21 protein-coding genes and 1 tRNA gene are annotated in these 23,760 nt (G+C 62.0%); 17 read left to right on the plus strand and 5 right to left on the minus strand.

Annotated elements, in window-relative coordinates; all coding sequences use genetic code 11:
• Positions 1 to 308 precede the first annotated feature (308 nt).
• Together AC0L14_RS17700 and AC0L14_RS17705 are read left to right on the plus strand one after the other, a co-directional pair.
• Positions 309 to 2,348, plus strand: a complete 2,040-nt coding sequence (locus AC0L14_RS17700) for a lytic transglycosylase domain-containing protein (protein WP_473750212.1) — start codon at positions 309 to 311, stop codon at positions 2,346 to 2,348.
• Positions 2,349 to 2,642: 294 nt separating this feature from the next.
• On the plus strand, positions 2,643 to 3,536 hold the full coding sequence (locus AC0L14_RS17705; RefSeq protein ID WP_473486637.1) for an alpha/beta fold hydrolase: 894 nt from the start codon (positions 2,643 to 2,645) through the stop codon (positions 3,534 to 3,536).
• Positions 3,537 to 3,956: 420 nt separating this feature from the next.
• Here AC0L14_RS17705 and AC0L14_RS17710 read toward each other — a convergent pair.
• Positions 3,957 to 4,047: transfer RNA gene (locus AC0L14_RS17710), tRNA-Ser, on the minus strand.
• Positions 4,048 to 4,512: 465 nt separating this feature from the next.
• On the opposite strand from AC0L14_RS17710, the gene AC0L14_RS17715 reads away from it, so the two are divergent.
• The gene (locus AC0L14_RS17715) at positions 4,513 to 5,727 is read left to right on the plus strand and encodes a porin (protein ID WP_473528071.1); all 1,215 of its coding nucleotides are present in this window, start codon (positions 4,513 to 4,515) and stop codon (positions 5,725 to 5,727) included.
• 543 nt (positions 5,728 to 6,270) lie between these two features.
• Here the strand turns inward: AC0L14_RS17715 and AC0L14_RS17720 are convergent.
• Positions 6,271 to 7,950: a tetratricopeptide repeat-containing sulfotransferase family protein gene (locus AC0L14_RS17720; protein ID WP_473750213.1), complete on the minus strand. Its 1,680-nt coding sequence runs from the start codon at positions 7,948 to 7,950 to the stop codon at positions 6,271 to 6,273.
• Between the two features lie 142 nt (positions 7,951 to 8,092).
• Here AC0L14_RS17720 and AC0L14_RS17725 point away from each other — a divergent pair, with 142 nt between their 5' ends.
• From AC0L14_RS17725 to AC0L14_RS17765, 9 genes are all read left to right on the plus strand, one after another.
• Entirely contained in the window at positions 8,093 to 9,205 is a 1,113-nt protein-coding gene (locus AC0L14_RS17725; RefSeq protein ID WP_473750214.1) for a pyridoxal phosphate-dependent aminotransferase, read from the plus strand.
• Between the two features lie 295 nt (positions 9,206 to 9,500).
• Complete coding sequence (locus tag AC0L14_RS17730; protein ID WP_473750215.1) at positions 9,501 to 10,142, plus strand: TetR/AcrR family transcriptional regulator; 642 nt, start codon at positions 9,501 to 9,503, stop codon at positions 10,140 to 10,142.
• A gap of 71 nt (positions 10,143 to 10,213) precedes the next feature.
• Positions 10,214 to 11,377 carry an isovaleryl-CoA dehydrogenase gene (locus AC0L14_RS17735; RefSeq protein ID WP_473750216.1) on the plus strand — a complete coding sequence of 388 codons (1,164 nt, stop codon included), beginning with the start codon at positions 10,214 to 10,216 and terminating at the stop codon, positions 11,375 to 11,377.
• Positions 11,378 to 11,540: 163 nt separating this feature from the next.
• Complete coding sequence (locus tag AC0L14_RS17740) at positions 11,541 to 11,849, plus strand: AbrB/MazE/SpoVT family DNA-binding domain-containing protein (RefSeq protein ID WP_473750217.1); 309 nt, start codon at positions 11,541 to 11,543, stop codon at positions 11,847 to 11,849.
• Positions 11,846 to 12,229, plus strand: coding sequence for a type II toxin-antitoxin system VapC family toxin (locus AC0L14_RS17745; protein WP_473750218.1), 384 nt, complete (start codon positions 11,846 to 11,848; stop codon positions 12,227 to 12,229). Before AC0L14_RS17740 ends, AC0L14_RS17745 begins: the two co-directional genes overlap by 4 nt.
• Positions 12,230 to 12,233: 4 nt before the next feature.
• On the plus strand, positions 12,234 to 13,841 hold the full coding sequence (locus AC0L14_RS17750; RefSeq protein ID WP_473750219.1) for a carboxyl transferase domain-containing protein: 1,608 nt from the start codon (positions 12,234 to 12,236) through the stop codon (positions 13,839 to 13,841).
• 1 nt (position 13,842) lies between these two features.
• Positions 13,843 to 14,373 carry an O-acetyl-ADP-ribose deacetylase gene (locus AC0L14_RS17755; protein WP_473750220.1) on the plus strand — a complete coding sequence of 177 codons (531 nt, stop codon included), beginning with the start codon at positions 13,843 to 13,845 and terminating at the stop codon, positions 14,371 to 14,373.
• A 118-nt stretch (positions 14,374 to 14,491) separates the two neighbouring features.
• Positions 14,492 to 14,869, plus strand: a complete 378-nt coding sequence (locus tag AC0L14_RS17760; protein WP_473637332.1) for a hypothetical protein — start codon at positions 14,492 to 14,494, stop codon at positions 14,867 to 14,869.
• 49 nt (positions 14,870 to 14,918) lie between these two features.
• Positions 14,919 to 16,877, plus strand: coding sequence for an acetyl/propionyl/methylcrotonyl-CoA carboxylase subunit alpha (locus tag AC0L14_RS17765; protein ID WP_473750221.1), 1,959 nt, complete (start codon positions 14,919 to 14,921; stop codon positions 16,875 to 16,877).
• 116 nt (positions 16,878 to 16,993) lie between these two features.
• Here AC0L14_RS17765 and AC0L14_RS17770 read toward each other — a convergent pair whose 3' ends face one another.
• Together AC0L14_RS17770 and AC0L14_RS17775 are read right to left on the minus strand one after the other, a co-directional pair.
• The gene (locus AC0L14_RS17770; protein ID WP_473750222.1) at positions 16,994 to 18,115 is read right to left on the minus strand and encodes a branched-chain amino acid ABC transporter substrate-binding protein; all 1,122 of its coding nucleotides are present in this window, start codon (positions 18,113 to 18,115) and stop codon (positions 16,994 to 16,996) included.
• Between the two features lie 411 nt (positions 18,116 to 18,526).
• Positions 18,527 to 18,793 carry an SEL1-like repeat protein gene (locus tag AC0L14_RS17775; protein WP_027152750.1) on the minus strand — a complete coding sequence of 89 codons (267 nt, stop codon included), beginning with the start codon at positions 18,791 to 18,793 and terminating at the stop codon, positions 18,527 to 18,529.
• Between the two features lie 472 nt (positions 18,794 to 19,265).
• On the opposite strand from AC0L14_RS17775, the gene AC0L14_RS17780 reads away from it, so the two are divergent.
• From AC0L14_RS17780 to AC0L14_RS17800, 5 genes are all read left to right on the plus strand, one after another.
• Entirely contained in the window at positions 19,266 to 19,610 is a 345-nt protein-coding gene (locus tag AC0L14_RS17780) for a DUF2147 domain-containing protein (RefSeq protein WP_473489803.1), read from the plus strand.
• Between the two features lie 313 nt (positions 19,611 to 19,923).
• Complete coding sequence (locus tag AC0L14_RS17785; RefSeq protein WP_165848692.1) at positions 19,924 to 20,076, plus strand: hypothetical protein; 153 nt, start codon at positions 19,924 to 19,926, stop codon at positions 20,074 to 20,076.
• A gap of 35 nt (positions 20,077 to 20,111) precedes the next feature.
• Positions 20,112 to 20,306, plus strand: coding sequence for a hypothetical protein (locus tag AC0L14_RS17790; RefSeq protein WP_473489802.1), 195 nt, complete (start codon positions 20,112 to 20,114; stop codon positions 20,304 to 20,306).
• Positions 20,307 to 20,437: 131 nt separating this feature from the next.
• The gene (locus AC0L14_RS17795) at positions 20,438 to 21,898 is read left to right on the plus strand and encodes an AMP nucleosidase (RefSeq protein WP_473489801.1); all 1,461 of its coding nucleotides are present in this window, start codon (positions 20,438 to 20,440) and stop codon (positions 21,896 to 21,898) included.
• Between the two features lie 96 nt (positions 21,899 to 21,994).
• On the plus strand, positions 21,995 to 23,050 hold the full coding sequence (locus AC0L14_RS17800) for an endonuclease/exonuclease/phosphatase family protein (RefSeq protein WP_473750223.1): 1,056 nt from the start codon (positions 21,995 to 21,997) through the stop codon (positions 23,048 to 23,050).
• Between the two features lie 4 nt (positions 23,051 to 23,054).
• On the opposite strand, the gene AC0L14_RS17805 is transcribed toward AC0L14_RS17800, so the two are convergent.
• Positions 23,055 to 23,660, minus strand: a complete 606-nt coding sequence (locus AC0L14_RS17805) for a DUF922 domain-containing protein (RefSeq protein WP_473528083.1) — start codon at positions 23,658 to 23,660, stop codon at positions 23,055 to 23,057.
• Positions 23,661 to 23,760: the final 100 nt, after the last annotated feature.

Consider the following 23,760-nt stretch of genomic DNA (forward strand, 5'->3'; position numbering starts at 1 on the left):
CGCATGACCCGAAAATCGGTGTCGATTTACGGAAAGATCATGCGCCAAATTTAAAGTGCTACAGCGTCCTTTGCGCGTCTGAGAAGACGCGCGGCGCTGTAGGTGTTTTGTCGTGCGCGCCTTCTAGCCGAAAGCGAAGCGGCGCACCATAGTCTCGACACTGTTGCGCGGCAAGCGTGGCGTTAGTGCCAGCAAGCGCAATTTGAAAGACCTCGACAGCCTTTGTTTACGGGCTCTTCATCACAGCCAACTAGGCTTCAGTTGATCTGTGCCTGTTGGTAATGTGCAAGGCAGGAATGATGAAAGCCATGCCGACCAGGCAGCCTCATTTTTTCGCGCTGCTTGGCGCAATTCTCCTGTTGACGCCGAGCCTTGTGGCCGCCGGCAAAGTCGATGTGCAGGTCACTTCGGCCATTCCGATGCCAAACCTGCAGGATACGGGCCCGCAGGGTCCGGAATCCCCTCCCGCCAGTGTCGCCAGGCTGAAGAGCGGCCTCGATGCGCTGGCGGCAAACGACATTGCCGGCGCGCGTCGAGTGCGCGATGCCCTGCCGGTCAATTCGCTCGACCAGCACATCCTTGCCTGGTCGATCGCGCTCTATGGCGGCGACAAGGTGCCAAGCGGCGAGATCGCCGATGCTGCGAAAATGCTGCCGAACTGGCCGGGCATGATCGCCTTGCGCAGGAACAGCGAGCGCGCGCTCTACCGTGAAAACCCCGCGCCGGAGATCGTGGTGCAGGCTTTTGGCGGCAGCCAGCCGCAAACAGTCGAGGGCGTGGTGATCCTTGCCCGCTCCTATGTGTCGCACGGCAACGTCGAGGCGGCGCGCTCGGTGCTGTCGCCTTTCTGGCGCACCGAAAAACTGGAAGCCAGGGACGAGGCGGCGATCATCCAAGAATTCGGCAAGCTGATCGCCGCCGCCGACCACCGATTTCGCATGGAGCGCATGTTCTATGCCGACCGGATCAATTCGGCGCTGCGCGTCGCCGACCTTGCCGGCGCCCGGCAGCTGGCTGACGCCTGGGCGGCGGCGGACAGGGGCGACAAGAATGCGGCCAAACTGCTGAAGGCCGTGCCGGCCGCGCAGCGTTCGGCCGGCTATCTCTTCGCGCAAGCCCAATATCTGCGCAAGCAGGAGAAGTTTTCCGACGCCGCCGCTATGGTGATGAAGGCGCCGAGCGATCGCATCGCGCTTGTCGACCCGGATGCCTGGTGGGCCGAGCGCCGGGTGCTGTCGCGCGAACTGGTCGACCAGGGCGATATGAAGACCGCCTACAGAATAGTCGCCGCGCACGCCGCCGAAAGTGCTACCAACGCGGCGGATGCCGAGTTCCATGCCGGCTGGTACGCGCTGCGCGGCCTCAACGACCCCAACCCCGCTGCCAGGCATTTTACGCGGATCGCCGTTCTCACCCAGGGGCCGATATCGCTGTCGCGCGCCTATTACTGGCTCGGCCGTGCGGCCGAAGCCGGCGGCCCCGGCAGTGCGAAGGATTATTTCATCCGTGCCGCCGCCTATGGCACGACCTTCTACGGCCAGCTCGCCGGCGAGCGCGTCGGCCGGCAGGTCCTCAACATCGCCCATCCGCAGCCGAGCGCCGCCGATCACCGGAATTTCGCCAATCGCGAGGCGGTCAGCGCCATCAGGCGGCTGCAGGAGGCGGGCTATGAGCGCTACGCCGACACGCTTTACCGCGACCTCGCTGGACAGTTGACCAGCCCTGGAGAGCTGGCGCTGCTGGCCGCGATGGCGGAAAAGCAGGGCAATCACTTCCTGGCGCTGAAAGTCGGCAAGATCGCCGGCGCGCGCGGCATCGCTGTCGGGGCGCTGTCGCATCCGCTCGGCGTCATTCCCGAGACCGCCAACACTTCCGGCTCGGGCAAGGCGCTGGCCTATGCGATCGCCCGCCAGGAAAGCGAGTTCAACATCGGCGCCGTCTCCAGCGCCGGCGCGCGCGGGCTGCTGCAGCTGATGCCGGGGACCGCCAGGCAATTGGCGAAGAAGGCCGGGATGATCTTCTCGCAGGCGCGGCTGACCACCGACGCCGGCTACAATGCGACCTTGGGCGCCGCCTTCCTTGGCGAGCAGCTCGGCCGCTTCGACGGCTCCTATGTGCTGACATTTGCCGGCTACAATGCCGGCCCCAGCCGCGCCGCCCAGTGGGTGGCTAGATATGGCGACCCGCGCGGCAAGGACATCGACGCCGTCGTCGACTGGATCGAGCGGATTCCCTACACGGAAACAAGAAGTTACGTCCAGCGCGTGATGGAGAATTACGAAGTCTACAAGATGCGTATTACCGGTAAGTACGATATTGTCGGAGATCTGGTGAACGGGCGGAGTTGAAGGGCGCGATTGGACAAAAGCAAGCGATCTTTCGCGCCCCCCCTCTGGCCTGCCGGCCATCTCCCCCACTTGGGGGCACTTGGGGGGGAGATTGGATGTCACTTCGGCCTTCGCCAATCGCCAACGTCGCAGAACTGGCGGGGCGCCCGAACTGCCAATCTCCCCCCAAGTGGGGGAGATGTCCGGCAGGACAGAGGGGGGCGCTGTCCCGCCGACGGCTAAGCCGATTTGACCACCCCCGCCCTCGCCTGTAGCAGTCTCGACGATCCGGCAACGGCGAGGAATCGAGTCCAAATGTCGAGCGGTTTTTCCGATTTTTTCTACCCCTCGCCGGACGGGCTGCAACTCCACGCCCGTATCTATGGCGAAGCGAACTCCGGCCACTGGCCGGTCGTCTGCCTGCCCGGCCTGACTCGCAATTGCCGCGATTTTCATGAGCTGGCGCTGCACCTGTCGCGACGGACGGAAAGTCCGCGAAAAATTATCGCCTTCGACTATCGCGGGCGCGGGCAATCCGCCTATGACCCCGATGTCGGCCACTACAATGTCGGCGTCGAAGCCGGTGATATCCTCGCCGGGATGGCGGCGCTTGATATCGAGGAGGCAGGTTTCATCGGCACGTCACGCGGCGGGCTGATCATCCATGTGCTCGGCGCGATGCGCCCGGCCGTCCTGAGGGCTGTCGTACTCAACGATATCGGCCCGGTGGTCGAGGCCGGCGGCCTCGCCCATATCCGCTCCTATCTCGAGAGCGTGCCGAAGCCGAAAACCCGCGCCGAGGCGGTCGGCGCCCAGCGCGGCGCGCATGGCAGCGACTTTCCTGCTCTGACCGAGGCGGATTGGGAGCGGATGGTATCGGCCCTCTACCGAGAGACGGATGAGGGGCAGGTGCCGGATTTCGACCCGAAGCTGGTCGACACGCTGGCGGGACTCGACCTGACCCAGAACCTGCCTGACCTGTGGCCGCAGTTCGAGGCGCTGACGGCGATTCCGTTGCTCGCCATACGCGGTGCCAATTCGAAGCTGCTGTCCACTGAGACGCTCGAACAGATGCGAAAGCGTCACCCTTGTGTCGAGACGATCATGGTCGAGGGCCAAGGCCATGCGCCTTTCCTCGAGACCGGCGGCCTGCCCGGCGCCATCGCCAACTTTTTTGATATGGCCGAGCAATGCTTCGCCGCAAAGTAAGACCTCCAAGACCCTCAAAAAAAGCGCTGCCACCCAACTCTTTGACATAGCAAGTTTGACAGATTGGCTCACCCTTTGTCGGTGGCGATCGCACACATTTCTCCCTTCGTCATCCTGGGGCGGAGCAAGGAGCGAAGCGACGCGGCGCAGACCCCAGGATCCATGCCGTGACGTTTACGCGTCGCAACGGTGCAAGCTCTGCTTCCCCCTTGGCGACTGCACTCGTCGAACGACCATCCTGAGCCGCTGCATTCTTTGGCTGATGTCACGGCATGGATCCCAGGGTCTCCGCGACGTCGCTTCGCTCCTGCTTCGCCCTGGGATGACGAAGCTGGGAAAGGCTTCGGAGCAGGCTTTGCAGGGGATTCACGGGATGGATTCGCTGGACTTGTCCTGCGAAGCGCGAAGCGCGAAGCAGGATGGCGGAGAGGATGGGATTCGAACCCACGAGAAGCTTTTGACCTCTACTCCCTTAGCAGGGGAGCGCCTTCGACCACTCGGCCACCTCTCCGTTGCGCCGGTGGATAAAGAAAAGCGCCGGCACAATCAACAAGCCTGACCCATTATCGTTGAAAAAACCGGCTTCTGCCGAAACGGCGCTTTTGCCATGCGGCGATTCTGCGGCAATCCCTTGGCTGACGACTCACGACATCGTCGCAATTCCGGGAGGGGCAATTGCCGGAATCGGCCGGATTGCAAGGGCTCGCCCAAGGGTCTCCGACAGCTCAATGGTTAACGGGAGCTTTCCGAGTGAGGCCAAATCGTGTCATTTGTGCAACAACGCAGGGGGATAGCACCCGCACAGACCTTTCGCCGATGCGATGGTGGTTGAACGCCGCCGCCTCATGGGTAATGTCGAATTCGAAGGAGCGGCGCGGTGCGCATCTTTTTCGGTAGTGGGGATGGGGCAGGGAACGCTGTCCTTCAGCAAAGAATACCCAGACCCGTTTTTTAACTTTTGACTGGAGGTCAGAAAATGAACATCAAGAGCCTTCTTCTTGGCTCCGCTGCGGCACTGGTCGCAGTTTCCGGTGCGCGCGCCGCCGACGCCGTCGTCGTTGCCGAGCCGGAACCCGCTGAATACGTCCGCATCTGCGACGTCTACGGCGCTGGCTATTTCTACATCCCCGGCACCGAGACCTGCCTGCGCATCGGCGGCTATGTCCGCTACGACATCGGCATCGGCGACGTCGGCTCGTTCGACGGTGCTGAGAACTTCGACGTCGAGGATGGCGACATCCAGGACACGTACTACAAGCAGGCCCGCTTTAACTTCAAGACCTGGACCGGCCAGGAAACCGAGCTCGGCACCTTGAAGACCTACACCGAGACCCGCTTCAACTTCGGCAACCGTAACCGGCACGTCAGCGCCACATACGTCCCCGGTCCCGATCCGGACGGCGCGGGTCCGCTGCCCCCGCTGCCAGGTGAGACGATCTATGTCTTTAACCCTGCCGAAAACAAAGGCATTTCGCTGAACTTCGCCTGGATCCAGCTCGGTGGGCTGCGCGTCGGTAAAGACGAATCGGCCTTCGATACGTTCATCGGTTATGCCGGCAACGTCATCCAGGATACGCTGGTTCCCTACGGTGGTTTCGACACCAACGTCGTTCAGTACTACTTCGATGCCGGCAATGGCTTCTCGGCCGTGGTCTCTCTCGAACAAGGTTATGGCGACTTCACGATCGACAGCTATGTTCCGAATGTCGTCGGCGGCGTGAAGTGGACGCAGGGCTGGGGCGCCATCACCGGCGTCATTGCTTACGACGCCAACTATGAAGAAGTCGCCGGCAAGGTTCGCCTCGACGTCACCCCGATGGAGAACCTGTCGCTGTTCATCATGGCCGGCTACGGCACCGACGACAACCTCACGGACGGCGGCTATGCATTCCCCGCCGCCGGCGGCCGCGGCTTCTACAAGCTGTGGTCCGGCAACTGGGCGGTCTGGGGCGGTGGCACTTACACCATCAACGAGAAGACCTCGTTCAACACCCAGATCTCGTATGACGAAGGTGAAAACCTCGGCATCGCCGCCAACATTGCCTATGACATCGTTCCCGGCCTGACGATCACGGCCGAAGTCGACTACCTGCACGCCGGCGAGTTCGGCGAGGACGGCTTCTCCAACTGGACCGCTGCGGACGACGAAGACAGCCTCGGCGGCATGCTCCGCTTCCAGCGCTCGTTCTAATCAGCAGCATTTGACTGAAATCGAACCCGGCGGGCAACCGCCGGGTTTTTTCGTGTCGGCGTGGCTGTCAAGGGCGGAATGTATGGCGCCGCCAATGCCGGCCAAGGTCGTTCGCTGCTGGATCTCGGTCTGTGATTTCTGACAGGTTGGAAGCCGATCGGCTGCGCAGAATGAAAGCAGCAGCGATCCTTCGCGCCCCCCTCTGTCCTGCCGGACATCTCCCCCACAAGGAGGGAGATCGGCAGCTTCGCTGACAGCGCCTGTTCATAAAGGTTGGAGATTAGCGAAAGCCGCAATGACGGACATCTCCCCCCTCGTGGGGGAGATGTCCGGCAGGACAGAGGGGGGCGCTGTCCCTCCAGCGTCTTGAAAGATTCTGCACCGCAGCAGCGCTTGGAAGGAACAGGATAAGCCGTTCGCTCCGCCCTGCGAAGGCATGGTGGCCTGCGGCCAATCGCAGATGTTGGGCATTTGGCGGCTGAAGATCAGCCTATGCTCTTGCGACCCTCGCGGTCCACACAATGCGGACCGCCCGACCTCGAGTCAAATCTCTGCGAGATCGCCCAGCGACTGTATAAGCGGCTGAATTTCGTTTTCATAATTCTTCCAGCGCTTGACCGACGATTTATAAATCGGTTGACGAACCTGCCAGCGACTGGGCGTGTTGACCGAACCATCCCTGTCAAAAAAGCGCAGGCAGGCGTCGTCCCAAGGCAGCCCGAGGTAATCTATCAGGCGGCGTGACTGCGCTTCCTGGTCCTCGACCAGCGTCTCGTAGCGATTTTCGAAGATAAGGCCCGGAAAAACCTCGTTCCAATGCTGCATCAGGCGATCATACTCGCGATAGTACAGGCCTAGTGTTTTCAGGTCGGTGTTATAGCTGTGTGCCTCGCTAAAGTTGAGGACAAAGCAGGAGACGCAATTGTCGATGGCGTCGCGACGGCAATGAATGATGCGCGCGTTGGGGAAGAGAAGGCCGATAAGGCCGATCAGTTCAAAATTGTGCGGCATCTTATCCACGACGCGAAGCGCGGCAGGCGCCCGCTCCCGCAAATAGGACAGATGCTCTTCGGCCAGCGTTCTGGACAGGACTTCTGTGATCGACGTAATTGGCTGGTTCAAATCTCCAGCCGATGATGTCTTGAGGCCGATCGCATTCGCGACCCGCCTTAGTTTGCTAAGCTCCCCTGCACCATGAACATTTGGATGGCTGGCGCAGATCTGCTCCGTGAGCGTCGTCCCCGAGCGTGGCATGCCAACCACGAACACAGGCACTTCGGAAGGATTTCCATAGCCGGCCCGAGCAGCTAAAAAATCCGGCGTGAAGGTTTCAATCATCGAATCGATCCACCGACGATACAAGTCGATGTCGAACTTGTAGCCGGAGGCCTGTTTCGCCCTGTTGAAATGGTCGAATGCCTCATCGTAGCGCTTGAGGTCGTTCAGCACCTTGCCGGCGGCGTGATGGAGTTGCTGCGCGGCTTCCGAACCAAGTTTCGGATTGCCAAGTTCACCAAGGATGGATTGGAGCTCCTCGGGCTCCTCGGTGAACTTTCGCGTCTGTACAAGGTCGTTGTAGGCAGCCGGCACCCCAATACGGCGATCGATCGCTTCTTTCAGATAGACGGCGGCTTCATCCATACGCCCCAGGCCGCTGAGCGCGCCGGCCAGCCCGGCTCGCACCTTGGGATGATCGCGGTTGATTTTCAGCGCCTTCTCGTAAAGCGGCAAAGCCATGTCGGGCTTGTCAAACGCCGTGTAGGTGAGGCCCAATGCGCAAAGTGCTTCGATAAGGCCGGGCTGCAGTTCCAAGGCGTACTGCATATGCCTGATTGCGGGCGAATACTCGCTGACCTTCACATAGGCCTCGCCCAGGCTGAGGTGGTAGTAGGGGTTTTTAGGTTCCTCGCCGACCGCCCGTGCGAAATATCGCAAGGCCCTCTCATCATCGTAACCCAGGTATACGGTCCCCAGGATGTACAAGGCGAGCGGATGGTTCGGCGTGCGCGCCAGAACCCGAAGGCATAGGTCCTGAGCCTCGTCGAGCCGCTTGGCCTGCTGAAAGGCATATGCCTGTTTCAGCAGCGCGTCGTCGGCCTGCGCACGCGACTGGGCGTTTCCTTTCTGCGGGCTCGCTAACGGCTTCGCTATCGGCACCTTCGCTTTCGGCGCGGGTCCGGGCTTGATGTGCTTTGACCAAGCAGGTGGGAGTCGATTGTTCATGAACATCTCGCTAGCAAAAAGAGATATCTCGCTAGCAAAAAGAGCGGGGGGAATCCAGCATGATGGTAGCAGCCAAGGCGGGAGCTTGCGCGGCCAACTGTGCCGCGCTAGCAAGAAGGCCCTTTTCGAACGAGCCTTTGCCATGCGCCAGCGCCCTTCCCTCACGCCAATCGTCAGTGCGCTTCCCTCGACGGTGCCGTTTGTCGGCCCGGAGGCGCAGGAACGTGACCGGGGCCGCGCGTTTCGCGCCCGCATCGGCGCCAATGAGAGCAGTTTCGGGCCCTCGCCGCGCGTCGTCGCCCGCATGGCCGGCATTGCCAGCGACATGTGGATGTATTGCGACCCCGACAATCACGATTTGAAGGTGACTGTTGCCGCGCATCTTGGCGTTAGCACCGAAAACGTGGTGGTCGGCGAAGGCATCGATGGGTTGCTCAGCCTGGTGGCGCGCATGTATGTGGCATCAGGCGACGCGGTTGTCACCTCGCTCGGCGCCTATCCGACTTTCAATTTCCATATTGCCGGCGTCGGCGGCCGGCTGGTCGCGATTCCCTACGAGAACGACCGGGAAAGCCTGGACGGCCTGTTGGCTGCGGTCGCCAAGGAGAATGCGCCGCTGGTCTACCTGTCCAACCCGGACAATCCGATGGGCAGCTGGTGGGAAGCGGCCGAACTCATCCGCTTCATCGAAGCCTTGCCGGAGACCACAATGCTCGTGCTCGACGAGGCCTATGGCGAGTTGGGCCCGGCCTCGGCGCTGCCGCCGATCGATGTCGCGCGGCCCAACGTCATCCGCATGCGCACCTTCTCGAAGGCCTACGGGCTGGCCGGCATACGCTGCGGCTACGCGGTGGCCGACGCCCAGGTGATCCGTGATTTCGAGAAGATCCGCAACCATTACGGCGTCAGCCGCATGGCGCAGATCGCCGGCGTCGAGGCGCTTGCCGATCAGGACTATCTCCAAAGCGTGGTGACGCGGGTTGCTGCCGGCCGCCGGCGCATCGCTGAGATAGCCGAGGCGAACGGGCTGAAGCCGCTGCCGTCTGCAACCAATTTCGTCACCATAGATTGCGGCGGCGACGGCGCCTTCGCGCTGAACGTGCTGCAGGCGCTGCTGTCGCGTGACGTGTTCATCCGCAAGCCGATGGTGCCGGTGCTCGACCGCTGCATCCGGGTCAGCGTTGGCCTCGACCACGAACTCGACATTTTTGCCGAGGAATTGCCCGGTGCGTTGGCGGCGGCGCGGGGGAACTGAAGGCGCTCTTCCTTCTCCCCTTGTGGGAGAAGGTGGATCGGCGCGTAGCGCCGAGACGGTTGAGGGGTGTTGGACGGAGTGCCGGCGGTGCCAAGCTGGAACACCCCTCATCCGACCTCGCGGAGCCTGTCCTCGGGCTTGCCGGAGGCAAGACCCGTGGGCGAGGCCACCTTCTCCCAGAAGGGGAGAAGGAAGAGCCGCGCGGCTTGCGCCGTCTCGCCTGCCGGAACGTTCGATCCACATCCCTTGAATTAATTGAACGTTCGTTTTATTGTTGCCTCTCGATGAGGTGGCCATGGCGCGCACGACCGGTTCCGACGGAGAAAAGACCGAAGCTGCGGTCCGCGAGGCGGCGGTCAGCCTGATCGCGCGTCTTGGCTACGAGGCAATGTCGATGCGCCAACTGGCCGCCGAGGTCGGCGTGCAGGCGGCGGCGCTCTACCGCTATTTTCCGACCAAAGAAGACCTCTTGTTCACGCTGATGCGCGAGCACATGGAAGGGCTGATTGAGGCATGGAATACGGCGCGCCCCGTCGTGGCCGATCCGGCGACGCGGCTCGCCGCCTATGTCGAAAACCACATCGCCTTCCACATCGAACGCCGCCATTCCACCCATGTCTCGAACATGGAATTGCGCAGCCTGTCGCATGATAGCCTGACGCAGATCCTGCGCATGCGCACGACCTATGAAAAGGAGCTGCGCGCCATTCTGCGCGATGGTGCAGAAGCCGGCGTCTTCGACATCGAAGACACGGGGCTGACTGCCATGGCGCTGATCCAGATGATGACCGGCGTCATCGTCTGGTTCCGGCCGGGCGAACGGCTATCGATGTCGGAGGTAACCGCCACATATCTTTCAATGACGATGCGCCTGGTTGGAGCAAAGGCCCACGGCGCGACAACGACCGACAGCGCCGGCGAGCAAAGGACGCTGTAGCACTTGATTTTGCGCATGACCCACCGCGAAAATCGAATTCGATTTCGGGGTCGTGCGCCGGGAGGAACGGCATGTACACGCACACACTCAACTTCGGGCTTGACGAAGACATCGAGGCGCTGCGCGACCTTGTGCGGCGCTTCGCCCAGGAAAAGATCGCGCCGATCGCCGCCGAGATCGACCGCTCGAATGAATTTCCGGCGCATCTGTGGGCCGAGCTCGGTGGGCTCGGCCTGCTCGGCATCACCGCCGATCCGGATTTCGGCGGCACCGGCATGGGCTATCTCGCTCATGTTGTCGCTATGGAAGAGATTTCCCGCGCCTCGGCATCGGTCGGCCTCTCCTACGGCGCTCATTCCAACCTCTGTGTCAACCAGATCAATCGCTGGGCAACGCCGGCGCAGAAGCAGAAATATCTGCCTGCGCTGTGCACCGGCGAAAAGGTCGGCGCGCTGGCAATGTCGGAATCCGGCGCCGGCTCCGACATCGTGTCGCTCAAACTGCGTGCCGAAAAGCGCAACGACCACTACGTGCTCAACGGCACCAAGATGTGGATCACCAACGGCCCGGATGCCGAAACACTGGTCGTCTACGCCAAGACCGAACCGGCGCTTCATTCGCGCGGCATCACCGCCTTCATCGTCGAAAAATCGATGGCCGGGTTTTCCGTCGCGCAAAAGCTCGACAAGCTCGGCATGCGCGGCTCCAACACCGGCGAACTTGTGTTCGAGAACGTCGAAGTGCCGTTCGACAATGTGCTGCATGAGGAAGGGCGCGGCGTCGAAGTGCTGATGTCGGGCCTCGACTACGAGCGCACCGTGCTCGCCGGCGGCCCGCTCGGGCTGATGGCGGCTTGCCTCGATGTGGCGGTACCTTATGTGCACGAACGCAAGCAATTCGGCCAGCCGATCGGCGAGTTCCAGCTGGTGCAGGGCAAGCTCGCCGACATGTATACGACGATGAATGCCGCGCGCGCGTATGTCTATGCCGTCGCCGCCGCCTGCGACCGCGGCCAGACGAGCCGCAAGGACGCCGCCGCTTGCGTGCTGTTCGCCGCCGAGAAGGCGACGCAGATGGCGCTCGACGCCATCCAGCTGCTGGGCGGCAATGGCTACATCAACGACTATCCGACCGGCCGGCTTCTGCGCGACGCCAAGCTCTATGAGATCGGCGCCGGCACAAGCGAAATCCGTCGCTGGTTGATCGGGCGCGAAATCATGGCGGAAGGGGTCTAATGGCGCTATCTCCAAAATTTGCCATGGATGAGAACTTGTGCCATGTTTTCCAGAATATGCCATATTTCTGGAACGAGGCAGAACCATGGGAACGGAAAAGGCTGGGTTAGACGAGAATCCGCAAACGCACTTCGACGCAGGAGCTCAAAAAACTCCGCTCCGGGTGCCAGCGAAACGCGAGCGCGTCAGACTTGGCGAGGGCGGGCGTTTCGTCATTCCGGCTGCGATGCGCGAGGAGATCGGCGTGAAGCCTGGTGAAGACTTGATCCTTCATGTCGAGAACGGCGAGTTGCGGGTAAGGTCGTGGCTTCGAAATCTCAGGCGCGTCCAGGCCGAATTGTCAGCGTTGAAAAAGCCGGGCGAAAGTGTCGTCGACGAATTTCTGAAGGAGCGGCGGGAAGAACAGCGCCGAAGCGACAAGCGTTTCGACCGGCTGCATGCCGAAGGAACGGCGAGAAAGGGAGCGAAGTGAAACCCTACGTCATGGACAGCTCGGCGGCGCTTGCGATCCTGCTCAACGAGACAGGCACCGACATTGCCTTGGGTTTCGCGCCGGATGCGCAATGCAGCTCCGTCAATGCAGCCGAAGTGATCGCCAAGCTGATCGACAGGGGACGCAGCATGGAAGAGGCCGCTGACGACCTCGCCAGCCTAGGCATGCCAGTCGCTGTTTTCGACGAAATGCTGGGCATCACCGCCGGTCAGCTTCGCGAGCTGACGCGGCATCGCGGCTTGTCGCTGGGCGATCGGGCCTGCCTGGCGCTGGCAATTCGCGAGAACGCCATTGCCGTCACCGCTGACCGTGACTGGGGCGACCTGGATATCGGCTGCAAGATCGAACTGATCCGGTAACACCATGCCCACCCTCACCTCGCAGATCTCGCCCGCCTCCGACACCTTCCGCGCCAATGCCGCGCGCATGCGGGCGCTGGTCGCCGACATTGCGGAAAAGGCGGCAACCGTCGAGCGCGGCGGCTCGGAGGAAGCGCGTGAGCGGCACCAGAGCCGCGGCAAGCTTTTGCCGCGCGAGCGCCTCGCCCAATTGCTCGACACCGGCTCGCCATTCCTTGAAATCGGCCAGTTCGCCGCGTGGTCGATGTATGGCGAAGACATCTCATCGGCCGGCATCATCGCCGGCATCGGCCGCGTCGAAGGCACCGAAGTCATGGTCGTCGTCAACGACGCCACGGTGAAGGGCGGCACCTATTATCCGCTGACGGTGAAGAAGCATCTGCGCGCCCAGGAAATCGCGCTGCAGAACAAACTGCCTTGCGTCTATCTTGTCGACAGCGGCGGCGCCAATCTGCCCAACCAGGACGAGGTGTTTCCTGACCGCGACCATTTCGGCCGCATCTTCTACAACCAGGCCAACATGTCGGCTGCAGGCATACCGCAGATCGCCTGCGTCATGGGCTCGTGCACGGCGGGCGGCGCCTATGTGCCGGCGATGTCGGACGAGACGATCATGGTGCGCAACCAGGCGACCATCTTCCTTGGCGGTCCGCCGCTGGTGAAGGCCGCCACCGGCGAGGACGTCAGCGCGGAGGAACTGGGCGGCGCCGATGTGCACACGCGGCTTTCCGGCGTTGCCGACCATTTTGCGCTGGACGACGAGCATGCGCTGGCGATCGCACGCCGCATCGTCAAGAACCTGAATCGAAAGAAGGAGATCGGGCTGGCACTTCGCGATCCGATTCCGCCGCTTCATGCAGCCGATGAGCTCTACGGCATCGTACCGACCGATCTGCGCCAGCCCTACGATGTGCGTGAAGTGATCGCGCGCATCGTCGACGGCTCCGAGTTCGACGAGTTCAAGCAGAACTACGGCGCCACGCTGGTCACCGGCTTTGCCCATCTCAACGGCATGCCGGTCGGCATCATCGCCAACAACGGCGTGCTGTTCTCCGAAAGCGCGCTGAAAGGCGCGCATTTCATCGAGCTGTGTTGCCAGCGCAAGATCCCGCTCATCTTCCTGCAAAACATCACCGGCTTCATGGTGGGGCGAAAATACGAGGCCGGCGGCATCGCCAAGGACGGCGCCAAGCTGGTGATGGCCGTCGCCACGGCCCGGGTGCCGAAGGTAACCATCATCATCGGCGGCTCGTTCGGCGCCGGCAATTACGGCATGTGCGGACGCGCCTATTCGCCGCGCTTCCTGTGGATGTGGCCGAATGCCCGCATTTCGGTGATGGGCGGCGAGCAGGCGGCCACCGTGCTGGCCGTCGTCAAGCGCGAGGGGATCGAGCGCAAGGGCGGGGAATGGAGCGCGGAGGAGGAGGCAAAATTCAAGAAGCCGATCCTGATGAAATACGAGCATGAGGGTCACCCGCTCTATTCCTCCGCCCGGCTCTGGGACGACGGCATCATCGATCCGGCCATGACGCGCGAGGTGCTGGCGCTCAGCCTTTCAGCCGCGCTGAACGCCGAGATCGAGGAGACACGGTTCGGCGTGTTCAGGATGTGAGATGAGCGAAATCAATCAGAGGATTCGCGTTCATATCGGCGACATTACGAAGCTGGCGGTCGATGCCATCGTCAACGCCGCCAACACGTCACTTCTGGGCGGCGGTGGCGTCGACGGCGCCATTCACCGGGCGGCCGGCCCTGAGCTTCTGGCCGAATGCCGAACACTCAGTGGCTGCAAGGTCGGCGACGCAAAACTCACCAAGGGTTACAGGCTGCCGGCACGCTATATCATCCACACGGTCGGTCCGGTCTGGCAAGGCGGCGGCAAAGGTGAAGCCCATCTGCTCGCCTCCTGCTATCGCCGGTCGCTCGAACTCGCCGTCGCCAAGGATTGCCGGACCGTGGCATTCCCGGCGATCTCGACCGGTGTATACCGGTATCCAAAGGACCAGGCGACGCAGATCGCCGTTGGCACCGTGAGCGCCTTCGTCGGCCAGAACGCGGTTCCGGAAACTGTCATTTTCTGCTGCTTCGACCAGCAGACGGCAGAACTATACCAGCAGGCGTTGCTGCGCTTGGCGGGGGCGTGACCTGTCCCGATGAGAAATCCCATCCACACCCTTCAGACTCATTTTCAAACATCGAACTGGCCAGACGGAAAAATTGCGGCTATTGCTGATTTGCAATTTCCATGGGGATGGGGCGAAGATGAGACTGCGACTTTCTCAGAAAACTACTGTATCGATACTTGCAGGGCTTCTTATATTAGCTGTTCCAGGCGGCAGCGCTGCGGAATCACTGGCGGGCAACAAAGGCGACATCCGTTTCTACCCGACTTTGGCTGGAAACCCGAAGGATCCGTGTACCAAGACGTACAACGCCTATGTGGCGGCCAGCGGCCATTCAGCCTATGCAACGACCTTTTATTCGCGCGTCGTCGACATCTCCATCATTTGCGGCGCGCGGCTGAACGCACCGTCGCAAAAGGCGGCGGAAGATCTGGCGCTGCGGAACTGTCAGTCAGGCTTGAAAAAGTGGAAAGTCAGGCTTGCGAGCGGCGGCTGTCAGATCGCGCTTTCCAAATAGTCAGTCGCCTGGCTGACTGGCACCGCCCGCGGAAAATCCGGGAGGTTTCATGTTCGCCAAAATCCTGATCGCCAACCGCGGCGAGATCGCTTGCCGGGTGATCCGCACGGCGCGCAAGCTGGGCGTACGTAGCGTTGCCGTCTATTCCGACGCCGACGCCGGGGCTTTGCATGTCGAGATGGCCGACGAGGCGGTGCATATCGGTCCCTCCCCGGTCGGCGAAAGCTATCTGCGCGGCGACAAGATCATCGCCGTGGCTTTGGCCACCGGCGCCGAGGCCATCCATCCGGGCTACGGCTTCCTCTCGGAAAACCCCGATTTCGTCGATCAGGTGACGGCGGCGGGGCTCGTCTTCATCGGCCCGTCGGCCGCCTCGATCCGCGCCATGGGGCTGAAGGACGCGGCCAAGCGGCTGATGGAGAAGGCCGGCGTGCCTGTCGTGCCGGGCTATCACGGCGAGGCGCAGGAGATTGTGCTGCTCGCCTCCAAGGCACGCGAGATCGGCTATCCCGTCCTGATCAAAGCGCGCGCCGGTGGCGGTGGCAAGGGCATGCGGCGCGTGGAACACCCCGACGACTTTTCCGAGGCGCTCTCGGGTGCGCGGCGCGAGGCCAAGGCCGCTTTCGGCGACGACCGCGTGCTGGTCGAGAAATATATCGACAAGCCGCGCCACATCGAGGTTCAGGTATTCGGCGATATCTTCGGCAACGTCGTGCATCTCTACGAGCGCGACTGCTCGGCGCAGCGCCGCCATCAAAAGGTGATCGAGGAAGCCCCCGCCCCCGGCATGACGCCAGCATTGCGCAAAGCGATGACGGAGGCGGCGGTGAAGGCCGCCAAGGCGATCAATTATTCCGGCGCCGGCACGATCGAGTTCATCGTCGATGCCTCGCAAGGGCTGAAGGCCGACCGCTTCTGGTTCATGGAAATGAACACCCGCCTGCAAGTCGAGCACCCGGTCACCGAAATGGTTACCGGTACCGATCTGGTCGAGTGGCAGTTGCGGGTGGCGTCCGGCGAAAAACTGCCGAAGACGCAGAGCGAGATCACGCTCTCCGGCCATGCCTTCGAAGCGCGCATTTATGCCGAGGACGCGGCAAAGGGTTTTTTGCCGGCGACGGGCACGCTGCATCACCTGAAATTTCCGGATACTGCGCCCGAGGGCGCCAGCATGCGGATCGAGACCGGCGTGCGGGCCGGCGATGCCATCTCGCCCTTCTACGATCCAATGATCGCCAAGCTGATCGTCCACGGCAAGGGCAGGCAGGCGGCGCTCGAAGCGCTGAGCATGGCCCTTTCGCAGACCGAGATCGCCGGCTCGACCGTCAACACCGCCTTTCTCGCCGCTCTTGCCGCTGACGCCGATTTTTCGGCAGGTGATGTCGATACCGGCCTGATCGGCAGGCATCAGCAAGCGCTGACCGCAGTGCCGCCGCCGAGCAGCGAGATCGTCGCCGCAGCCGCATTTGCGGCGTCCGGCGCCGGGGCTCTGGCGCCGTCCGACGATCCATGGTCGTCGCTTGCCGGCTATGGACATTTTCACACCTTGGCACGGCGCACGCGGCTGCGCTACGGCGAGGATGAGATCCTCGCGCTTGTGTCGGTGCGGCCGGACGGACGCTTCCAAGTGGCACTGGACGCACCTTATGACAGCGCGCTTGATCTTCGCGCTGCCCCTCGCCTCGCCAGCTGGCCCGGCCACGTCACTGTCTTTTCGGGCGCCGTCGGCTACAGCTTCGCGGTGCCGGACCCGTTGGCAAGGGCCGACGAAATCGCCGCCGGTTCTGACAGCCTGCGGGCGCCGATGCCGGGTCTGGTCAAGCTGGTGCGTGCAGCCAAGGGCGAGGCCGTCATCAAGGGCCAGCCGCTGTTGATCCTGGAAGCGATGAAGATGGAACACACGATTTCCGCCACCCATGACGGCACGATCGCCGAAATCGCAGCGGAAGGCGCGCAGGTCACCGACGGGACCGTGCTGGTGCGTTTTGCCGAGGAAGCCCACGGCTGACCGCTGTTCTCCCATTCATAAGGTGACGTTGAAGACACGCGCCACAGACGCATGCCCAAATGAAAATGGCCGGTCTGACGCGGCCATTTCCGTTTTACCGCAAGCGACGCCAATTGTTACGGCTGGATCGGCGCGTATTTCCCGTCGTGCCACTGGTTGATGTCGTAGCTGACGTTCTTGAGGTCGCCCTTTTCATCGAAAGTGACAGAGCCGACGACGGTGCTGATCGGCTCACCGTTCTTCAACGCTTCGGCAACCTTGGCCGGGTCGTCGCTGCCGGCGCGCTTGATACCCTCGGCAAAGGCCTGGATCACGGCATAGGAGAACAGCGTAAAGCCCTCGGGCACGAAGCCGCCCGCCTTGATCTTTTCGATGGCTTCCTTGGCTTCGGGCTTCGCCCGCGGATCCGACGGGAAGACGAACATGGTGCCTTCGCCGGCCGGGCCGGCAACCTGCCAGAATTCCGGGGTGGCAATCGAGTCCGGCATGATCAGCTGGAACTTGAGGTTCTGTTCCGCCGACTGGCGCAGGATGAGGCCGGCCTCGGGGTGGTAGCCGCCGAAATAGACCACATCAGCCTTCAGTTCCTTGAGCTTGGTGACAAGCGCCGAGTAGTCCTTTTCGCCGGCGTTGATGCCCTCGTAGAGGATCTCAGTGAGGCCGTTCTGGTTCATCGTCGCCTTGACGGCATCGGCCACGCCCTGCCCATAGGCGCTCTTGTCATGCATGATGACGACCTTCTTGCCGGCATATTTCTTGGCGATCCATGGACCGATGAAGGCGCCCTGCGCATCGTCGCGCGTATAAAGGCGCATGATCGTCGGCCAGCCGGCTTTCGCCGCCGCGTCGGTCAGCTCTGGGTTCGACGAAGCCGGACTCATCATCAGCGCACCGGCTTCGGCATAGACGGCCGAGGCCGGGATGCTCGAGCCCGAGCAGGCATGGCCATCGATGAACTTGACCCCGTTGGCGACGATGCGGTTGGCAACCGAAACCGCCTGCTTCGGATCGCACTGGTCATCCTGGACGTCGAGCTTGACCTGGCGGCCGTCGACACCTCCAGCGGCGTTGATCGCGTCGGCGGCGGCTTGCGCGCCCTGCTTGAACTGGTCGCCGATGGTGGCAAGCTGTCCGGTCATCGGTCCGACCACCGAAAAGGTGATGTCTTCGGCGAAGGCAATCGGCGCGCTCATCACCAGGCCCACTATGGCCGCGCTCAAAATAACCAACTTTTTCATGGCGATACAACTCCTCCACTCCGCGCACGGCCGCTTCGGCCGCGCCTCTTCCAGAATAGGTGGGAGAATTTCACCCCTCGCCAAGCCTGTCTAGGCGCATCGGCGGCACTCGATTGGGCCTGCAACCTGAGGCCTGAACACAAAAGCCGCGCCTGCCTTGTTCCGGCCGGTCGCGGCTTTTGTCGATCGAACGATCCCAAGCGCTCCCGCGTCCGAAAACCGCTCGCCTTCCCCGTCCGTCGCGCAGCTTGGCCGTATCCGGCCTGCCGCGTTCTTGTCATTGTTGGTACGACCGTCTTGCGCGGCCTTGTTCTTGCCGGTCCGGCCGTCTTGCGCGGCCTTGACCTGAAGCGTCCCTGTCGATGATCTCAGTGCCCGATCAACTCAGTGCCCGATGAACTCAGGGCCAACTTAGTGCATCGTCATCCATTCGCGGGCTTCGCGCAGCGCCCTGGCGATCTCGACCTTCGACATGGCGGCCGACAATTCCGAGCGCAGTTCCGCGGCGCGGACCGAGCCCTTGATCGCCGCGATGTTGAACCATTTGTGGGCGGCGACGACATCGGTCTCGCAATCGCGGCCGGTCGCATACATCATGCCCAATTCGAAAAGGATGTCGGCCTGGGCAGTTGCCCCCATGGCGCCGAAGCCGGCTTCAGGCATTTCAAAACGTGCCATTTCAATCCCCTGTTCTAGCCCCTGTCAGGCTCCCGAGAGCTGCCTCGTTCTGTCCCTTGGTGTCTGTTGATAACCCTTGGGGGTGGCCGCTCTTTCGATGCTTTCGAGAATGAACCGGAGGCTTGAATCCGCGGTTAAGTGGCGTGCTTAATTTGAGGAAAACAAAGCTAAAACAAGAGGTAAACACGAGAATTCGTTAAGGATGCAAAGCCAGCAATTGCGCCGGTTTGCACTAAATTTGACGAAAATTTGCGAGGCGAAGATCAAGACTCCGCTAACCACGGGAGACAAAGACGGAGTTGCGAACTTTTCATTTCCCACCGACGAGACCGCTTCGTGCGGCCAGAAAATCCTGAAGTCTTCCGCAGCGGCACCGCTTTTGTTTTGTCGGGAGGTGAATTAGCTTACGTTTGCGTAAAAGGCAGACAGGCCGGGCAGAACACCCGGCCGGATGCCCAGAGGGAGGAGAAACATGTTTCGCAAAATCAGCATGGCCCTTGCGGCCACCTTGATCATGGCCGGCGCGGCTTGGGCCGATCCGATCGAAGGCAACTGGAAAACGCAAGCCGGTTCGACTGCCGCCATCTCAAGCGGCGGCGGTGCATTTTCGATCACGCTCAAATCAGGCAAGTTTGCCGGCAAGCGCATCGGTTCGTTCAAGGTGTCCGGCGCCAACAAATATACGGGGACCATAGCCGACCCGGAGACCGACAAGACCTATTCGGGCAAGGCCTCGGTCTCGGGCGCTTCGCTCAAGATGAGCGGCTGCGTGCTCGGCGGGCTGATCTGCAGGAGCCAGACCTGGCACAAGCTCTAATCGTTTCCGCTGCCACAAATTGAAAACGGGGCCGCGAAGGCCCCTTTTTTTGTTTGCGCCGTCTGCTTGGGACAACGGATCAATCGTGCGGGCCGTGCCTTCAGCGCCCTAATAGCAATTTTACCCGCCCTTGTCGGCAGCAAGATTGGATGTCGGTAGCAAGACTGCGGCGGCGCTCGTGGCCGGCGACGGCGCGGTGGCGGCGGGCACTCGACCCTCCGTCGATAAATTTGAACCGCAGATGAACGCCGGCATCAGAACCGGTTCAGTTGCATAAGGGCATTCTCATGCGTGTTGAAGGAGACACCACGCAATGTTCGCCCGCCGCTTCACCATCGTCTGCCTGCTGATGAGCCTGTTCGGCATGTCGTTCGCCATCCTCGTTGCCGAGGCCGGCCGCCCAGCCCGCTCCTGGGACCAGGCCAATTCCTGCCGGTTCGGTTGCCCGAGCCACCTTCGCCATTGACGCCGACAGAAACCCTTAGAGAGAAGCAACACACCATGAACCGCATCATCGCCAACGCCCTCAAGACCCTTCGGCTTGTGCCGCGGGCGACGCTCATCCTGATGGTTCTTGCAGCGCCAGTTCTGGCCGTGCCCTCGATGCGCGCCGATGCCGGCTCGACGATCGAAGCGCCGGCGTTGAAGAAGACCGGCGTCGGCTTTGTGCTGTTGGTCAGCCTGCGGCGCGGCTAGGCGCAATCGGCCTTCATCGAAACTATCCAAAAACAAAAAACGACCCTTTGGCCCCTCCCAACCGCATGGCCAAGCCTCTATATTGGGTCATGGAAAAGCGAATCTATCCCCAAGCCATAGACTCAGTCGTGATGCCGGAGCCGTTTGGTCGGCAAAGCTTTAATGATGCAGGAAAGGCCGTCGCGGCCTTGCAGGTCCTCTACGATCGCAACACCAAATTCCTGCGCGATTCATTTACGGCGCTCGCCGCAGGCGGCGACAACAACAAGCGCTACCGGGCCTTCTATCCCGAGGTCGGCGTCACCACGACTTCATTCACCCAGATCGACTCGCGGCAGGCTTACGGCCACATGCCGACACCTGGGCATTTCTCGACTACCATAACCCAGCCTGCCCTTTTCGAACGCTATCTTACCGAACAGCTTGGCCTGATCATGCGCAATCACGGCGTTCCGGTCACGGTTTCGGAATCAACGACGCCCATCCCGCTGCATTTCGCGTTCCTGGAAGGCTCCCATGTCGACGGCGCGGCAGCCGAGCGCATCAGGCGGCCGATTCGTGACCTGTTCGACGTGCCGGACCTCGACGGCACCGACGACCAGATCGCCAACGGCACGTTCGAAGTGGCGTTAGGCGAAGCCAGGCCGCTGGCGGCGTTCACGGCGCAACGCATCGACTACTCGCTGCACCGGATGTCGCACTACACGGCGACCAGTCCGCAGCATTTCCAGAATTTCGTGCTGTTCACCAACTACCAGTTCTACATCGACGAATTCGTCGCCCGTGCGCACAAGCTGATGGCGAATGGCGGCGGCGGATACGTCGAATTCGTCGAGCCGGGAAACGTCGTCACCAAGGCTGGACAAAGCGCGCCTAGCGATGGCGTGGCACCGCCGCGCCTGCCGCAGATGCCGGCCTATCATCTGAAGAAGCCGAACCATGGCGGCATCACCATGGTCAACATCGGCGTCGGCCCCTCCAACGCCAAGACGATCACCGACCACATCGCGGTGCTCAGGCCGCATGCCTGGGTGATGCTCGGCCATTGCGCCGGGCTGCGTAACACCCAGGCGCTGGGCGACTATGTGCTGGCGCATGCCTACGTGCGGGAAGACCATGTTCTGGACGACGATCTTCCGGTCTGGGTGCCGATCCCGCCGCTGGCCGAAATCCAGGTTGCGCTGCAGGAGGCGGTCGCCGAAGTCACCGGCCTTTCCGGCTACGACCTCAAGCGCATCATGCGCACCGGCACCGTCGCCACCATCGACAACCGCAACTGGGAGTTGCGCGACCAGCGGGGGCCGGTGCAGCGGCTGTCGCAGTCACGGGCGATCGCGCTCGACATGGAATCGGCGACGATCGCAGCCAATGGCTTCCGTTTCCGCGTGCCCTATGGCACCTTGCTTTGCGTCTCGGACAAGCCCCTGCATGGCGAATTGAAGCTGCCCGGCATGGCGACCGAGTTCTACAAGCGACAAGTGGCACAGCATTTGACCATCGGCATCAGGGCGATGGAAAAGCTGGCCGAGATGCCGATGGAACGGTTGCATTCGCGCAAGCTCAGAAGCTTTTCGGAGACGGCGTTCCAGTAGCACCGATCGGCTTGCATCGACCGGACCTTGGTAACCGCGCGGCAGGGCATTTCGTAATCTTGATTTGGGCTGCATTTCTGCCGATAAACAAAGTAGATGGCACGCGTTCGAAACATGATGGCGTCGGCAGCATTCGTAGCAATGCTCGTCTTCTCGGTCGCGCTGGTGGCCGGGTTTTTCGGAACGCTGCATCCGGCCTTCGATTCCTTCGCTCATTTCCGCGCTCATCTTGCTGTGCTGATGGCGCTTTGCGCGCTGCCGCTGCTGGCGACCTCGTTTCGCCTGGAGGCGGCCACAGCACTGCTCTTTGCGGTGGCTGCCTTTGCCACCACCTCGAACGCCCTGTCGGTGCCCCGCCTGTGGCCGGTCCAGGCAGCCTACGAAGCCGAGGCCGGCGATCAGGCGGTCCCCGGTGACCAGGCGGTCTACCGCCTGCTGCAGATGAATCTGCGGTTCAACAATCCAACGCCTGAAAAAGTCCTGTCGCTGATCGGCCGGACCCAGCCTGATGTGATCACCCTCGATGAGGTATCTGACATGTGGAAGGCGAAGCTCGGCCTTCTCGCCAGTGCCTATCCTTACCGGATCCTCTGCCCCTACCCCAATGGCGTTTTCGGCGTTGCGCTGCTGTCCAGACGGCCGTTTGCCGCCGGCACGCAACCGCGCTGCGACAGCCGCGGTGCGATGGCCATCGCAACGGTCGATTTCGGCGGATCCGAGGTCGACGTCGCCGCCATGCACCTGACTTGGCCATGGCCGCGCAACCAATCATGGCAGATCGGCGATTTGTCGGATGAACTCGCCTCGCTTGGCGAGACATCGATCATGGCATGCGACTGCAATGCAGCGCCGTGGAGCGCCGCCGTCCGGCGAGTCGCAGATATCGGCAAGCTGACCGTGGCGCCTTCGCCGGGGCCGACCTGGCTCTATATCGAGCTGCCGGATTTCCTGCGCTTCGCCGGACTGCCGATCGACCAGGTTTTCAGCAAGGGCGCGGTTCTCATCCATTCGGTGTCGAGGCTGGAAGGCACCGGCTCCGACCATGTTCCGCTGATGGTGGAATTCTCGCTCAGGCCGGAACAGAAAAAGCCGGTCGACGAACATGAAACCGCAACCGCCTCCGTGAGACAGGACGGCAGGACTCGAAGCTGAGCGGCTACTGCTTGCGCAACAGGGCACCGATGAGGCGTTCGACATGGCCGCCGGCGCGATGCTCGCGCGCGTCGAAAGCGTTCTGTTTCGCCTCGTATTCGGCATAGACAGCCTTGATCCGGCGCCTCGCCTCGCGATGCGTCTTGCTGCAAACCCAGTTGTCGGCGAGTTCCAGTCCGGTGATCGATTTCTCGGTCGCCCGCATCATTGTCCTGGCGATGCGGCCGTGGTTATGCTCGTGGGCACGAACGCCCGCGAAAAACCGCTTCCAGCGCTTCTGAAGCGCCGGCGTCGCGGCTGAGACCATGCGCGGTAAGGTGTAGGTGAGATCGAGTGTCCCATTGGCCTGCCGCAGACGGCAGACACCACCCTCCCTGGTGATCTCAAGGTCCCAATTTACCGTATAGGCGGCCAGCGCGATGGCGTGCGTCATGAAGCCGTGCCGCTTCGGACCTTTCCGGTCCATGGCCTCGATCAGGGCGGCGCCCGTGGTTCCTGATATGTCGTAGGTTCGGGTCTTGACCAGCACCTTCGTGTCAGCCGATGCCGATGGTGCGAAGCCGCACAAGCCACCAATAGCCACAAGGCACGTCAAAACCGCCAGGCGCATGGTCATTTCTCCGCGTCAGGAGGGAAGGGAACCACAAGCGCCGCGCCGCTTCAACGTCTTTTAAACGCCGCAAATATAACGGGCGTTCCCCGGCTTTCAT

It is taken from the genome of Mesorhizobium sp. WSM4841, from assembly GCF_055811515.1.

What these genes read in the sequence shown, in the direction of transcription:
- AC0L14_RS17735 (WP_473750216.1), top strand. Translation starts at nt 10,214, where the DNA reads ATGTACACGCACACACTCAACTTCGGGCTTGACGAAGACATCGAGGCG.
- AC0L14_RS17715 (WP_473528071.1), top strand. Translation starts at nt 4,513, where the DNA reads ATGAACATCAAGAGCCTTCTTCTTGGCTCCGCTGCGGCACTGGTCGCA.
- AC0L14_RS17790 (WP_473489802.1), top strand. Translation starts at nt 20,112, where the DNA reads ATGAACCGCATCATCGCCAACGCCCTCAAGACCCTTCGGCTTGTGCCG.
- AC0L14_RS17800 (WP_473750223.1), top strand. Translation starts at nt 21,995, where the DNA reads ATGGCACGCGTTCGAAACATGATGGCGTCGGCAGCATTCGTAGCAATG.
- AC0L14_RS17780 (WP_473489803.1), top strand. Translation starts at nt 19,266, where the DNA reads ATGTTTCGCAAAATCAGCATGGCCCTTGCGGCCACCTTGATCATGGCC.
- AC0L14_RS17725 (WP_473750214.1), top strand. Translation starts at nt 8,093, where the DNA reads ATGCGCCAGCGCCCTTCCCTCACGCCAATCGTCAGTGCGCTTCCCTCG.
- AC0L14_RS17785 (WP_165848692.1), top strand. Translation starts at nt 19,924, where the DNA reads ATGTTCGCCCGCCGCTTCACCATCGTCTGCCTGCTGATGAGCCTGTTC.
- AC0L14_RS17765 (WP_473750221.1), top strand. Translation starts at nt 14,919, where the DNA reads ATGTTCGCCAAAATCCTGATCGCCAACCGCGGCGAGATCGCTTGCCGG.
- AC0L14_RS17700 (WP_473750212.1), top strand. Translation starts at nt 309, where the DNA reads ATGCCGACCAGGCAGCCTCATTTTTTCGCGCTGCTTGGCGCAATTCTC.
- AC0L14_RS17730 (WP_473750215.1), top strand. Translation starts at nt 9,501, where the DNA reads ATGGCGCGCACGACCGGTTCCGACGGAGAAAAGACCGAAGCTGCGGTC.
- AC0L14_RS17760 (WP_473637332.1), top strand. Translation starts at nt 14,492, where the DNA reads ATGAGACTGCGACTTTCTCAGAAAACTACTGTATCGATACTTGCAGGG.
- AC0L14_RS17750 (WP_473750219.1), top strand. Translation starts at nt 12,234, where the DNA reads ATGCCCACCCTCACCTCGCAGATCTCGCCCGCCTCCGACACCTTCCGC.
- AC0L14_RS17755 (WP_473750220.1), top strand. Translation starts at nt 13,843, where the DNA reads ATGAGCGAAATCAATCAGAGGATTCGCGTTCATATCGGCGACATTACG.
- AC0L14_RS17805 (WP_473528083.1), bottom strand. Translation starts at nt 23,660, where the DNA reads ATGCGCCTGGCGGTTTTGACGTGCCTTGTGGCTATTGGTGGCTTGTGC.
- AC0L14_RS17775 (WP_027152750.1), bottom strand. Translation starts at nt 18,793, where the DNA reads ATGGCACGTTTTGAAATGCCTGAAGCCGGCTTCGGCGCCATGGGGGCA.
- AC0L14_RS17795 (WP_473489801.1), top strand. Translation starts at nt 20,438, where the DNA reads ATGCCGGAGCCGTTTGGTCGGCAAAGCTTTAATGATGCAGGAAAGGCC.
- AC0L14_RS17770 (WP_473750222.1), bottom strand. Translation starts at nt 18,115, where the DNA reads ATGAAAAAGTTGGTTATTTTGAGCGCGGCCATAGTGGGCCTGGTGATG.
- AC0L14_RS17705 (WP_473486637.1), top strand. Translation starts at nt 2,643, where the DNA reads ATGTCGAGCGGTTTTTCCGATTTTTTCTACCCCTCGCCGGACGGGCTG.
- AC0L14_RS17720 (WP_473750213.1), bottom strand. Translation starts at nt 7,950, where the DNA reads ATGAACAATCGACTCCCACCTGCTTGGTCAAAGCACATCAAGCCCGGA.